This window comes from Nitratireductor aquibiodomus, from assembly GCF_900105565.1.
Classification (GTDB): domain Bacteria; phylum Pseudomonadota; class Alphaproteobacteria; order Rhizobiales; family Rhizobiaceae; genus Nitratireductor; species Nitratireductor aquibiodomus.
This window is the reverse complement of sequence record NZ_FNSL01000001.1, coordinates 3,815,863-3,828,597: the sequence shown is the minus strand read 5'-3', so window position 1 is coordinate 3,828,597 and position 12,735 is coordinate 3,815,863. Positions and strand designations below refer to the sequence as shown.

13 protein-coding genes and 1 tRNA gene are annotated in these 12,735 nt (G+C 61.1%); 11 read left to right on the top strand and 3 right to left on the bottom strand.

Features of this window, described 5'->3' with window-relative positions; genetic code table 11:
* Positions 1-32: 32 nt before the first annotated feature.
* The 3 genes from BLW55_RS18040 (at position 33) to BLW55_RS18030 (ending at position 2,078) form a co-directional block, all read left to right on the top strand.
* A complete protein-coding gene (locus tag BLW55_RS18040; RefSeq protein ID WP_025030611.1) occupies positions 33-263 on the top strand; it encodes an AbrB/MazE/SpoVT family DNA-binding domain-containing protein in 231 nt (76 codons plus the stop codon).
* Positions 260-646 (top strand): type II toxin-antitoxin system death-on-curing family toxin, encoded by a 387-nt coding sequence (locus BLW55_RS18035; protein WP_090329699.1) that lies wholly within the window; start codon positions 260-262, stop codon positions 644-646. Before BLW55_RS18040 ends, BLW55_RS18035 begins: the two co-directional genes overlap by 4 nt.
* Positions 647-710: 64 nt before the next feature.
* On the top strand, positions 711-2,078 hold the full coding sequence (locus BLW55_RS18030) for a TIGR03808 family TAT-translocated repetitive protein (protein WP_090329698.1): 1,368 nt from the start codon (positions 711-713) through the stop codon (positions 2,076-2,078).
* On the opposite strand, the gene BLW55_RS18025 is transcribed toward BLW55_RS18030, so the two are convergent.
* Positions 2,075-3,088, bottom strand: coding sequence for an asparaginase (locus tag BLW55_RS18025; protein WP_090329697.1), 1,014 nt, complete (start codon positions 3,086-3,088; stop codon positions 2,075-2,077). The two genes, BLW55_RS18030 and BLW55_RS18025, sit on opposite strands and share 4 nt — an antisense overlap.
* A 62-nt stretch (positions 3,089-3,150) precedes the next feature.
* Between BLW55_RS18025 and BLW55_RS18020 the strand changes: the two genes are divergently transcribed.
* Entirely contained in the window at positions 3,151-3,930 is a 780-nt protein-coding gene (locus BLW55_RS18020; protein WP_007009278.1) for a DUF3750 domain-containing protein, read from the top strand.
* On the opposite strand, the gene BLW55_RS18015 is transcribed toward BLW55_RS18020, so the two are convergent.
* Positions 3,923-5,089, bottom strand: a complete 1,167-nt coding sequence (locus BLW55_RS18015) for an acetyl-CoA acetyltransferase (protein WP_090329696.1) — start codon at positions 5,087-5,089, stop codon at positions 3,923-3,925. The two genes, BLW55_RS18020 and BLW55_RS18015, sit on opposite strands and share 8 nt — an antisense overlap.
* Positions 5,090-5,315: 226 nt before the next feature.
* On the opposite strand from BLW55_RS18015, the gene betI reads away from it, so the two are divergent.
* The 6 genes from betI to BLW55_RS17985 all read left to right on the top strand — a co-directional run bounded on the left by betI (position 5,316) and on the right by BLW55_RS17985 (position 10,223).
* Positions 5,316-5,918 carry a transcriptional regulator BetI gene (gene betI, locus BLW55_RS18010; RefSeq protein ID WP_025030616.1) on the top strand — a complete coding sequence of 201 codons (603 nt, stop codon included), beginning with the start codon at positions 5,316-5,318 and terminating at the stop codon, positions 5,916-5,918.
* Positions 5,911-7,563 carry a choline dehydrogenase gene (betA, locus tag BLW55_RS18005; protein ID WP_090329695.1) on the top strand — a complete coding sequence of 551 codons (1,653 nt, stop codon included), beginning with the start codon at positions 5,911-5,913 and terminating at the stop codon, positions 7,561-7,563. The genes betI and betA overlap by 8 nt, the downstream gene beginning before the upstream one ends.
* Before the next feature lie 79 nt (positions 7,564-7,642).
* On the top strand, positions 7,643-9,106 hold the full coding sequence (gene betB, locus BLW55_RS18000) for a betaine-aldehyde dehydrogenase (RefSeq protein WP_090329694.1): 1,464 nt from the start codon (positions 7,643-7,645) through the stop codon (positions 9,104-9,106).
* A 58-nt stretch (positions 9,107-9,164) separates the two neighbouring features.
* A tRNA-Pro gene (locus BLW55_RS17995) sits at positions 9,165-9,241 on the top strand.
* Between the two features lie 56 nt (positions 9,242-9,297).
* Complete coding sequence (locus BLW55_RS17990; RefSeq protein WP_090329693.1) at positions 9,298-9,525, top strand: hypothetical protein; 228 nt, start codon at positions 9,298-9,300, stop codon at positions 9,523-9,525.
* Between the two features lie 152 nt (positions 9,526-9,677).
* Positions 9,678-10,223, top strand: coding sequence for a putative pterin-binding protein (locus BLW55_RS17985; protein WP_090329692.1), 546 nt, complete (start codon positions 9,678-9,680; stop codon positions 10,221-10,223).
* Positions 10,224-10,250: 27 nt separating this feature from the next.
* On the opposite strand, the gene BLW55_RS17980 is transcribed toward BLW55_RS17985, so the two are convergent.
* The gene (locus tag BLW55_RS17980) at positions 10,251-11,009 is read right to left on the bottom strand and encodes a GGDEF domain-containing protein (RefSeq protein WP_007009282.1); all 759 of its coding nucleotides are present in this window, start codon (positions 11,007-11,009) and stop codon (positions 10,251-10,253) included.
* A gap of 349 nt (positions 11,010-11,358) precedes the next feature.
* Between BLW55_RS17980 and BLW55_RS17975 the strand changes: the two genes are divergently transcribed.
* Positions 11,359-12,447 carry a GGDEF domain-containing protein gene (locus BLW55_RS17975; protein ID WP_244509130.1) on the top strand — a complete coding sequence of 363 codons (1,089 nt, stop codon included), beginning with the start codon at positions 11,359-11,361 and terminating at the stop codon, positions 12,445-12,447.
* The last annotated feature ends 288 nt before the right edge of the window (positions 12,448-12,735 follow it).

Below are 12,735 nucleotides of genomic sequence, written 5' to 3'. Positions count from 1 at the left end.
TACCTTAAGTTATAACAGACGGAGCCAAAGCCATGAACGTGACCATTCGCAAGATCGGCAATTCGGAAGGTGTCATCCTGCCGAAGGAGGTGCTTGAGCGTTACAATCTGCGTGCTGGCGACACGCTCAACCTTCTTGAGGACGGGACCGAACTGCGCCTTCGTCCTCCCGCGGATGATCCCGAAGAATTCGAGCGAAAGATGAAGATCGCTCGAGAGCGGATGAAGAAATACGAAACGGCCTACCGCGTTCTGGCCAAGTGACAGAGTTTCACTCACGTGACTTCGTCGAAGCGCTGCATGTCGAGCAGTTGCGCCTTCACGGCGGTGCCAGTGGCGTCCGCGATGAAGGTGCGCTGGAATCTGCGCTTCATCGCCCGCTGCAGAAACAGGCCTACGAGGAACCGGATCTGTGTGCGCTCGCAGCAGCGTACCTGTTTGGTATCGTAAAAAACCATCCGTTCGTTGACGGAAACAAGCGTACCGGCCTCGCTGCGGCCGACCTTTTTCTCTTCTTCAACGGGCTCAGCATGGAAGCCGAGCAGGAAGACGTCATTCAACTCGTTCTTCTCGTGGCCGCCGGCGAGGTCGACGAAGAAGGCGCAGCCCGTTTTTTCCGCGACCATACCGTCCCGATAGATACCTGACGCTGCGGCACGAAACCTGCATATAACAACCGGCAACAGCAGACCAAGTCGGAGTTGTACCAATATGAACCGCCGTCGCCTGTTGAAAGCCACCGCAGGGTTTGCCGTCTTCGGTCTTGCGATGCCGCGCACAGCCTTTGCTGACGCCGCACTGCGACGCGCTGCAACAGGTGCCGCAAACGCAGCCGAATTCGGCCTCACACCCAACGCAGCCCAGAACCAGACTGCAGCCCTCCAGGCCCTGCTTGAACGGGCAAGCGCGGAATCCATTCCCATATTCCTGCCGCCGGGTCGTTATCGTCTTTCAAGTCTCGTTCTGCCCCGCCAAACTCGCCTTGTCGGTGTTCCCGGCGCCACCCACCTGGAACAGGATGATCTGGGGTCGCTGCTGACTGGGCGGGAGGGCAATCATCTCGCGCTCTCCGGCCTCGCATTCGATGGCAGACTCATGCCGCCTTCCGGTTCAGGCGGCGGCCTGCTCGACATTGACGGTACACTGCACCTTTCCATCGAAGCCTGCACCTTCGCCAACAGCGGCGGCAATGGCCTCTCGCTCAGCCGCACACAGGGCAAAATCCGCAACTGCGCCATCACCGACATTGCGGACTACGCACTCTACGCACTCGATTCGAGTGGCCTTGATGTCATCGAAAACACTGTCTCCGATTGCGGCAATGGCGGTATTCTCATCCACCGCAGCGCTCCTGGCGCGGACGGCAGCCGTGTTTCTGGAAACCGCATCAGCCGCATCCGCGCCGACAGGGGCGGCACCGGCCAGTATGGCAACGGCATCAACGCCTATCGCGCCGACAATGTCCGTGTATCGGACAACGAAATTGCGGACTGCGCCTTCTCAGCCATACGCGGCAACAGCGCCGGCAATCTCCAGATATCCGGCAACACCTGCCTGCGCTCGGGCGAAACCGCGCTTTACGCGGAGTTCGCCTTTCAGGGCGCGGTCATCTCGGGCAATCTCGTGGATGGCGCCGCCCACGGCATCTCCATGGCCAATTTCGACAAGGGCGGGCGGCTCTGCGCCTGCACGGGCAACATCATCCGCAACCTTTCAGAAGATGGTCCGTACCCCTCACCCATGGCCGGTTTCGGCATCGGCATCAATGTCGAGGCCGACAGCACGGTCACCGGCAACATCATCGAAAACGCGCCGCTTGCCGGCATCCGCATGGGCTGGGGCCCCTTCCTGCGCAACGTCACGGCTTCGGGCAACGTCATCCGCAAGGCGAAAACCGGCATCATCGTTTCCGTGGTCGAAGGGTCGGGCGCAGCCGTCATTTCCGGCAACGTCTTCGAGGATACGCCCAATGGCGCGGTCGTCGGCCATCGGTGGGCCGATGCCGCAACCGGCGATCTGCTGCGCTCCGGCAGCGAGACCATCCCGCACCTGACGCTTGCGGGCAATCGCTCAAATTAATCCGCGCGCACGACCAGCGCTTCCGAGGGCCGCAGCGATCCAACCTCGAACCCGCGCCGATTGGTCAGAACCGGTCGGGCCATATCACGCAGCGTCTCGGCCAATGCATCACCATCCAGAAGCTGCGCCAGCACTTCGGCGACCATCACTTCTGCTGCCCGTGTCGTGCCATCATCGCATTTGAGCGCGATGCCGATGCCCCTTTCAGGGATTGCAGCACAAAACACACCTTCCGCGCCTGTCTTGGTGAAGATGCGCCCCTTGCCCGCTTCCATCATTAGCGTATCGGCGCGCCCGCTGCCTGCCACATAAAACGGTTCCGCCATGCAGGCGGCAAATATGCGCTTTGCGGCTTTCGCGCGTTCGGGCGCGAATCCGGTCCCCGTCGCCATGCGTGCGAACCCGTGCGCCAGCGCTTTCAGCGGCACGGCATAGGTGGGAATGGAGCAGCCGTCCGTGCCGCAGAGATCGGTCTCGTGCGCTGCACCCGTCACCGCCTCCATTGCAGCCTTCACGGCGTCCTGCGCCGGGTGCCCAAGCGCCACATAGCCCTGCGGATCATGGCCGAGATGCGCACAGGTGCACAGGAAGCCAGCATGCTTTCCCGAACAATTGTTGTGCGCCGCCGTCGGCTCCACGAGATCGCGCGCCTGCGCGATCAGTACATGCTGCTCTGATGACCAATGCGCCCCGCATTCGAACGCGTCGCTGCCAAGCCCTGCCCGTTCCACCATGGCAATCGCCAGCGCCGCATGCTCCGGCTCGCCTGAATGCGATGCGCAGGCAAGCGCGATTTCCCGATTGCCGAAGCCGAACGCATCCGCCGCCCCGCTTTCCACGAAAGGCAGCGCCTGAATGGCTTTTACAGCAGAACGTGGAAACACGGGCCGATCGACGTCGCCAAGGCTCATCACCTTTCCGCCATCCGCCTCAAACACGGCTATGGCGCCACGGTGCCTGCTCTCGACAACGTTACCGCGCAGCACTTCGACCAGAACCGGATTGCCCATGTTTTCACCGTAATTTGCGGGTTTCACTTTCAAATCAAGCCGACCGCAATAGACTGGCCCTCATGCGTTTTTTCAAGCGGACTTTGCTGTTTATCACCCTTGTCTTCATTCTGCCGGCCTTCGCCTCGCTGGCATGGTGGACCATGCAGGACAGGCCGGGCTCGTGGCGCAGCGCCGACTGGTCGGCGAGCGGCGTTCTTCCACACGCAACCGATGACCCAAGGGCAGCGATCTATGTCATGGCCGCGCGCACCGGCGGCATGAAGGGCGCCCTGTCCGTCCATAGCTGGCTCGTGCTCAAGCGCGCTCGTGCTTCATCCTATGACCGCTATGACAAGGTCGGCTGGGGAAACCCCGTGCGCCGCAACGCCTATCCGGCAGATGGGCGCTGGTATTCCAACACGCCCTATGTCGTGGCCGCGATCACAGGAGAGGAAGCCGAACGCCTCATGCCGCAAGTGGAAGCGGCCATAGCCAGCTATCCCTTCTCGCAGCGTGGCGACTACGGGATCTGGCCTGGACCAAACTCCAACTCCTTCACCGCACACGTGCTGCGCAGTGTGCCGGATCTCGACATCGCCCTGCCACCGACCGCTGTCGGGCGCGATTATCGTCCGGGCCTTTTCGTGTTTGATCACACGCCAGACTGGAGCGATGTGCATGTCTCGCTCGGCGGGCTGGCAGGCATTGCAGCCGGTCTGCGCTCCGGTGTCGAGTTGCATTTTCTGGGGCTGGTCGCAGGCCTCGATTTGCGCCGCCCGGCACTCAAGGTGCCGGGCTTTGGCCGCGTCGAACTGTGGCCCTCAGCGACGGCCGGCGAAAAGGGACAGCCCGCTACTTGATCCGTTCGAGGATCGACACATAGTTGGCGACCGCCGCGCCACCCATGTTAAAGATGCCGCCCAGCTTCGCGTCGGGGATCTGGATGCCGCCGGCCTCGCCGGTCAGTTGCATCGCCGTCAGCGCATGCATGGAAACGCCGGTGGCGCCGATCGGATGGCCCTTGGCCTTCAGCCCGCCTGAGGGGTTCACCGGCAGCCGCCCGTTCTTCTCGGTCTGGCCTTCGAGCGCGATCTTTCCGCCCTCGCCCGGCTTTGCCAGCCCCATCGCCTCATACTCGATCAGTTCGGCAATGGTGAAGCAGTCATGGGTTTCCACGAAGGAGAGATCGTCCAGCGTCACGCCCGCGCTTTTCAAAGCACGCTTCCAGGCCTCTTCGCAGCCCTCGAACCGAAGAATGTCGCGCTTGGACATGGGCAGAAAGTCCTGCACATGCTCGTTTGCCCTGAGCGCCACCGCGCGGCGCATCGAAAGTGCGGTTTGCGCGTCCGTCAACACGATCGCAGCCGCACCATCCGAAACGAGCGAACAGTCCGTCCGCTTCAGCGGTCCGGCGACATAAGGATTGCGCTCACTCTCCTGGCGGCAGAAGTCAAACCCCAGATCCTTCCGCATCTGCGCAAACGGGTTCTCGACACCGTTTTTGTGGTTCTTGGCCGCGAGTGTCGCCAGCGCGTCCGACTGGTCGCCATATTTCTGAAAATAAGCATCCGCGATTTTCCCGAAAACGCCGGCAAAGCCGCCCGGAATCTCGCCATCTTCGGGCAAATAGGACGCTTTCAGCAGGTTCTCGGCAATTTGCGGCCCAGGTGTTTTCGTCATCTGCTCCGCGCCCACCACAAGCACGATGCGGGCGTCGCGCGCGGCGATGGAACGGGCTCCTTGCCGAACTGCGGCAGAGCCGGTCGCACAGGCGTTTTCCACCCGTGTCGCCGGCTTGAAACGCAGCCGGTCATCGGCCTGCAGCACGAGACTTGCCGTGAAATCCTGCGGCGAGAAACCGGCGTTGAAATGGCCGAGCACGATCTCGTCCACATCCTCTGCTTCGATGCCGGCATGGTCCAGCGCCTCGCGCGCCACCTGAACGATCAGCCCTTCAAGCGTGTCATCGGTCAGCTTGCCGAATTTTGAATGGGCCCAGCCCACAATGCATGCGGTCATCTCGTCTCTCCCGGAGGGCGGCATTCTATGCCGCAGATTAGAGCAAACATGTGAGCGGCACCATAAATCCGCTGCCGACTTTGTTCAAGCATGAACTATTTTCTGCAAAGCCCCTGTTCTCTGTCTGACGTTTCATCCAAGTCCTCCTCCCTGGAGCGTGACCTTCTCCCCGTGAAGCCCGACAAATTTCCTTGATTGATTAGTCAATCAATAATAAATGTGACCCATGCCAAAAATCGGAATGGAACCCATACGCCGACGCGCGCTCATCGATGCGGCAATCAGCGCCATTGGCGAGCGCGGTGCGCTCAACGTCACCATGTCGGACATTGCCGGCCGGGCCGGCGTCTCGACAGCCCTTGCCCACCACTATTTCGGCGGCAAGGATGATCTTCTGTTCGCAACAATGCGCCACATCCTTTCACAGCTGGGCAATGAGGTCCGCCCGGCCATGGCAGGGCTTGCGGGCGCAGACCGTGTTCGCGCGATCATCGCGGTGAACCTCTCGCCCGATCAGTTCCGCCCCGAAATCATCGCCGCGTGGCTCGCCTTCTACGTGGAGGCGCGGCGTGATGCGGCACTCGGCCGCCTCTTCCGCATTTATGTTCACCGCCTTCACAGCGACCTGATGAGCGGGCTTACCCACCTTCCGCGCGCGCGCGCTGTCCACATCGCGCGGGGCCTCGCCGCCCTCATCGACGGGCTTTATCTGCGCCGCGCGCTCGGCGAAGGCGTCGAGGATTCCGCCGCAGCCATCGCCCTTGTCGAAGACTACCTCGACATGGCCCTTGCCCGGCACCCGTCATTCGGGAGCCTGCCCCATGCGTGAGGCCGATTTTGTCATCATCGGGTCCGGCTCCGCCGGTGCCGCGCTCGCCTACCGCCTTTCCGAAGACGGCAAAAACTCCGTCATCGTCATTGAATATGGTGGCAGCGATTTCGGCCCCTTCATCCAGATGCCTGCCGCCCTCTCCTTCCCCATGAACATGGCGCGCTATGACTGGGGCTTTGAGAGCGAGCCCGAACCGCATCTGGGCGGCCGCGTGCTCGCCACACCGCGCGGCAAGGTGATCGGCGGCTCCTCTTCCATCAACGGCATGGTCTTTGTGCGCGGCCACGCGCGCGACTTCGACCACTGGGCAGATGAGGGTGCGACCGGCTGGGCTTCTGCGGACGTCCTCCCCTATTTCAAGCGCATGGAAACGATGGCCGATGGCGAGCCCGGCTGGCGCGGCACGGAAGGCCCGCTCCATGTCCGCAAGGGACCGCGCGACAACCCGCTTTTTTCAGCTTTCATCGAGGCCGGCCGCCAAGCCGGTTTCGAAACCACGGAAGATTACAACGGCTCCAAGCAGGAGGGTTTTGGCGCGCTCCAGCAGACCATCCACAAAGGGCGGCGCTGGTCCACCGCCAATGCCTATTTGAAGCCCGCGCTCAAGCGAGAGAATGTGAGTCTCGTCAATGGCTTCGCCCGGCGTATTGTCATGGAGAATCAACGCGCCATCGGCGTCGAGATCGAAGCTCACAAAAAGATTCAGCTCGTTAAAGCGCGACGTGAGGTCATCGTCGCAGCCTCCTCGATCAATTCGCCAAAACTTCTGATGCTTTCGGGCATCGGCCCGGCGAAGCACCTGCGCGAGAATGACATCGATGTGGTGGCGGATCGCCCCGGTGTCGGCTCCAATCTGCAGGACCATCTGGAACTCTATATCCAGCAGGAATCACTTCAGCCGATCACGCTCTACTCAAAGCTCAATCTCCTTTCCAAAGGGTTGATAGGCGCGCAGTGGCTGTTCCTGAAATCAGGCCTCGGCACCTCCAACCATTTTGAGGCTGGTGCTTTCGTGCGCTCAGCCGCCGGGGTCGATTATCCCGACATCCAGTTCCATTTTCTGCCCGTCGCTATCCGTTATGACGGCAAGGCGGCAGCAAAGGGCCATGGCTTCCAGGCCCATGTCGGGCCGATGCGTTCGAAATCGCGTGGCACAATCCGTCTTCGGTCGGGCGACGCCTGGGAGAAGCCGGAGATCCGCTTCAACTACATGTCCCATCCGGACGACTGGCGCGACTTCCGCCACTGCATTCGCCTCACCCGCGAGATATTCTCGCAGGATGCCTTCACCCCCTATCGCGGCCGCGAGATCGCGCCGGGCGAGGCTATTCAAAGCGACGAGGAACTGAACGCCTTCATCCGCGAACACGCCGAAAGCGCCTATCATCCCTGTGGCACCTGCCGTATGGGTGCGCCTGACGACGCCATGAGCGTGGTGGATGCCGAATGCCGGGTGATCGGGGTGGAAGGTCTGCGCGTCGCGGATTCGTCGATTTTCCCACGCATCACCAACGGCAATCTCAACGGCCCGTCCATCATGGTCGGCGAGAAGGCGGCTGACCATATTCTCGGTCGCACGCCACTCAGCCCCTCCAACCAGGAGCCCTGGATCAACCCGCGCTGGCGGGAAGCCGACCGCTAGAACATTCTTGCGAAAAAATTGAATGGATCGGGAACGCGTTTCCATGAAACGATGTTCCGTTCCGAAAACTGGAGAATTCATGCGCGCGCAGCCAAAAGCATCGCACTACATCAATGGCCGCTATGTCGAAGACGAACAGGGTGAGGTGATAGAGGTCGTCTATCCCGCCACCGGCGAGATCATCGCCCGCGTCCATTCGGCAACGCCCAACATTGTCGAACTGGCCGTGGAGGCAGCCCGCGCCGCCCAGCCCACATGGGCCAGGCTGAAGCCGGTGGAGCGCGGCCGTATCCTGCGCCGGGCGGCAGACCTCCTGCTCGAGCACAATGAGGAACTGGCGAAGCTCGAAACACTGAACACCGGCAAGGCGCTGCAGGAAACGCTTGTCGCCGACGCCCCCTCCGCTGCAGAGGCGCTCGAATTCTTCGGCGGCGCTGTCGCAGCCTTCAATGGCGAGCAGGTCGAGCTTGGCGGTTCCTTCGGCTATACGCGCCGTGAGCCACTCGGCGTCTGTGTCGGCATCGGCGCGTGGAACTATCCGATCCAGATCGCCGGCTGGAAATCCGGTCCCGCCCTCGCCATGGGCAACGCCATGGTATTCAAACCGTCCGAGGTGACCCCGCTTTCCGCACTCCGGCTCGCCGAAATCTTCACCGAGGCCGGCCTGCCCGACGGTCTCTTCAATGTGGTGCAGGGTCTGGGCGATGTCGGCGCCTCTCTTGTCGCCCATCCGGAGGTCGCCAAGGTCTCGCTCACCGGTTCCGTCGAGACCGGCAAAAAGGTGCAGGCGCTCGCCGGCGGCGAGATGAAGCCGGCCACGATGGAGCTCGGCGGCAAATCACCCCTGATCGTGTTCGACGATGCCGATCTGGAAAACGCCATTGGCGGCGCCATGCTCGGCAATTTCTATTCGACGGGCCAGATCTGCTCCAACGGCACGCGCGTTTTCGTTCAGAGCAGCATCTACGAGCGCTTCCTGTCGCGCCTCACCGAGCGCACCAGCGCCATTCGCCTGGGCGATCCGCTCGACCCCGAGACTCATCTCGGCCCGCTCATCAGCAAGGCGCAGTATGACAAGGTGCTGCGCTATATCGAGATCGGCCGCGAGGACGGCGCAACCCTGCACCATGGCGGTGGCACGCCACGGCTTCAGGGCCTTGAAGACGGTTTTTATGTCGAACCGACCATCTTTACCGACGTCACAGACCGGATGCGCATTGCCCGCGAGGAGATTTTCGGTCCGGTCATGAGCGTTCTGACCTTCGACGACGAGGATGAGGTGGTCGAGCGCGCCAATGACACACCTTTTGGCCTTGCAGCCGGTGTCTTCACGCAGAATCTGGCCCGCGCCCACCGCGTGATCGGTGCGCTGAAAGCCGGAACCTGCTGGATCAACACCTATAATCTCACCCCGGTAGAACTGCCCTTCGGTGGTGTGAAGCAGTCCGGCTTCGGGCGCGAAAATGCCATGGCGGCACTCGCCCATTATTCACAGGTCAAATCGGTCTATGTGGAAATGGGAGACGTGGAAAGCCCATATTGATGACGGTTTGATCTTGCGCAGTCGAAAGACGGCAGCTATAAGCCCGCCGTCTGGTCATCGGAGTGTAGCGCAGCCTGGTAGCGCACCTCGTTCGGGACGAGGGGGTCGCAGGTTCGAATCCTGCCACTCCGACCAGTTTTCCCAGTTCATCGATATTACCCGGCCCGTTTAACACGGGATGCTGAAGGTGCTTGTCAGCATTCCTCGTTGGCGCCATTGCCGGCGGGCCGCGCGGCGCTAATTCTTTCGCCATGGACCAGTATGAGATCACTGCGCGCACCATGTTTGCGGCACTGGAACGCGGAAGCTGGAAGCTACAGCCTCCATCCGTGCGAGAGGAATGGCTTGCCAAGGCGCGCGCGCTTCACGCCGCCATCGACGCGGGCAAATGGCCTCCACGAGACAGTAGTGGACTCTAACTCTCCTGCGGCCTGGCGCGGCCTCGGGTCGCCCTCGCTCAATTTCTTAACGCAACGTTAAGCGCCCGCGCTTACACATCCAGGACAATTCCAGGAAAGCGGAAACACTCTGGAACCAGGACATCCCGCCCCGACGCCATTGGGAGAGACACATGCGCGGCCTGCTGAGATCGACATCCGTTGCCATCGCCCTGCTTTTCCCGGCGGCCTCGCCCTGCCTTGCCGAAAGCACTGTGCTGACAGTCAGCGGCGCGATCGGGAAGACCAACCGGGAGGCATTCGATCCATTCTTCGACGGCTTTCTCAAGTTTCACGACAAGACTTTCGACAAGGCCTACACGTTCGACTGGGATGCTCTTGCCGCCCTGCCGCAGCAAACGATCAAGGTGAACGCCGATACGGAGGACTGGCCCCGCACGCTCGCCATGGAAGGCCCGCTTCTCAGGGATGTGCTGGCCACTGCCGAGGCATCGGGGAAGACGGCCACGCTATACGCCCTTGATGGCTTCGGTTTTGAGATGGGCGCGGATAAAATGGCCTCTCACGACTGGATTCTGGCCATGAAGGTCGACGGGAAGCCACTCGGCATCGGCGGGTTTGGCCCGTTGTGGCTGGTGTACGACACTGGAGGCCGCAAGGCGCCCGAAGAAGAAGAGCGAAGCTGGGTCTGGTCTGTGTTTCACATCGAGGTCGAGTAGTCCGGCAGGCAGTGCCCAGGGCTGAACCTACGCGACAATCTCCTGTGGCGGGTGGTGCACCACGCGGTCGCGACCGCCCTGCTTTGCCTTGTAGAGCAGCGAATCAGCTTCCTTGACGACCGCATCGAGGGACTGCAGGGGCCGATGTACCGCGATGCCGATGCTGACGGTCGTGGATATGTCTTCGACGCTGGCGCCGCAACCGACAAGGCGGCATGTGATTGCAATGCGTTCGGAAACCATGCGGGCCAGCGGCAGATCCGCACCGGGCATGAAGACCGCGAATTCTTCGCCGCCGATGCGGGCGCAGATGTCGTCTGTGCGGACGCTCTGCCTGATCGCTTCTGCAATGAGAACAAGAACCCTGTCGCCTTCTGCATGACCGAAACGGTCGTTGATGCGTTTGAAGTGATCCACATCGATAAACAGGACCACGCCCGCCGATGCGTCGGTGGCGTCGATGGTTTCACCGGCGATCCGCATGAAATCCCGCCGATTGCGCAGCCCCGTCAGGAAATCCGTAGCGGCGGCCATATCCAGTTCTGCGGCCAGTCTGGCAACCGTCGCCGTCTTGCGCAGAAAGACGAAGGAAATAGGATAGGCGATCACGACCGTTATGAACGCGGTCAGGACCAGATCCAGCAAAAGCCGGTCTGAAAAGAAGATGGCGTAGAAGACGAGGGTCAGCGCATCAGCGCCCAGAACGGCAAAAAGCGTGACGAAGCAGGCCTGCTGCCAGATCCGCAGTCCATAAAATCTGTCAAATGCTGCCTGAAACCAGCTCATTCCGCGCCCCACTTTGCCGGCATATGAATAATCCGATCTCGTAAAGATGACGTTACCCTACGGAAGCACACATCCGACCAAATGACACTGACAAGTGAAAACTGGAGCTTTTCGCTGGAATTTCTTGTAATTTGCCTGCCTTATCATTCATACTGTCAATCAGCTAAAGTAACGGCGGTCTACGCTTCAGCGGCAGGACCTAATGCGAAGCATGCTGGTTTCTGAGGCTGTTTCTGAAGAAGCTGCTATTGGGTTTCCGCCCGAGGTGAGCGAATTCAGGAGACTGGACTGGCCCGTCATATCCGGCAACGATGAGACAGTCGGACAGGCTTCCGCGGAGATTGACCCCATGGAGATGGTTTCTCTGGCATCCGAGTTCCTGCAGGGCCTGGGAATTGCCGTTATCGCGGTACTCCTTTGTGAGCGCGCCGCCCGACTGACCATGACGTCGCTGCAGCGCAACCTGCTCGTTTCTGTAATGTTTTCGATCGGCACGATCGGCCCCGACCTTCTCGCGGCACCGTCGTCTTCCGGCTTTTCCTTCGATATTGGCAATGTCTTCGTCGTCCTCGCCATGACATATGGCGGCTGGATCACGTTGACCGTCACGACCGCGGTCGCGGTCCTCGGTCGCCTCTGGCTCGGTGGAGCCGCGGTGGCGAGCAGCGTTCTTGCCGTTCTGATCTGCAGTGCCATCGGCCTCGCTTTCGCCCAGATGGTAAAGGGCCGGCGTGTTTCGATACCGGCACTGGCCGGGGTCGGGCTTCTGGCATCAGTGTCGCTGATCTCGGTTTTCCTGCTGCCGCGGGAAATCGCCATGGAAACCTTGGGCGAAGTCGCATCTATTGCTATTGTCGCCAATGTAGTTGCCGCCGTGGTCATCGGTCGCATTCTCGAATTGCAGCGCTCGCATTTCGGCACCCCACGCCTGAAGGAGGCACCATTGGGAACCACCGACACAGCAACCGGGCTTTTGAACAGACGGGTGTTTGACAAGCTGGGGCCGGAACTCGCGGCCGCCATGAACTGGGCAGGACAGCCCTACTCCATGGCCCTGATCGACATCGATGAGTTCGATCAGGTGGTTGAAGCGCATGGGCATGCCGCCGGCGAGCAGACATTACGCCATGTTGCTTCGGTCGTTCAGTCCGCCGTCCGCCAGACTGACATGGTGGCAAGCTTTGGCGGCCAGGCCATTGCCCTGGTGCTGCCGGCCTATGACGCTGAACGCGCCTTCGGGCTTGCCGAGCGTATCCAGAGCGCGGTCGCCGACACGCCGTTTCATCTCGACGGGATCGAGATTCCGCTGACCGTCAGCGTCGGGCTACACACACCGCTGCCACGCAAGGAAAGTTTCTGGATCGCGCTGGGGCAGGCTGACACGGCGCTCAACCGTGCCAAGTCCACAGGCGGCAATCGGCTTGAAGTGGCTGTCTGAAGCCGAAAATTCTTCCCCGTCATAGAAGCGATGACCTGCCTGCATTGTGGGCAGGATGCCTGCCCTCATGTCACGATGACCGTCAAACGTTTTGCGCGAAACCGGCGATGGTGCGGGCAACCCCATGAAAAGGCGTGAAAAAGCCGGAACAAACATATTTGGCACGTTTGATGCTTCTCTTCCTGCGAGTCCGGAGGGGACTCTCCAGGAAAACGCCACAAGAGCGCTGGAGTAAGCCGTCAGACTGATCGTGCCTGCCGTGGGGCCGATCGTCTGGCGGCTTTTCAT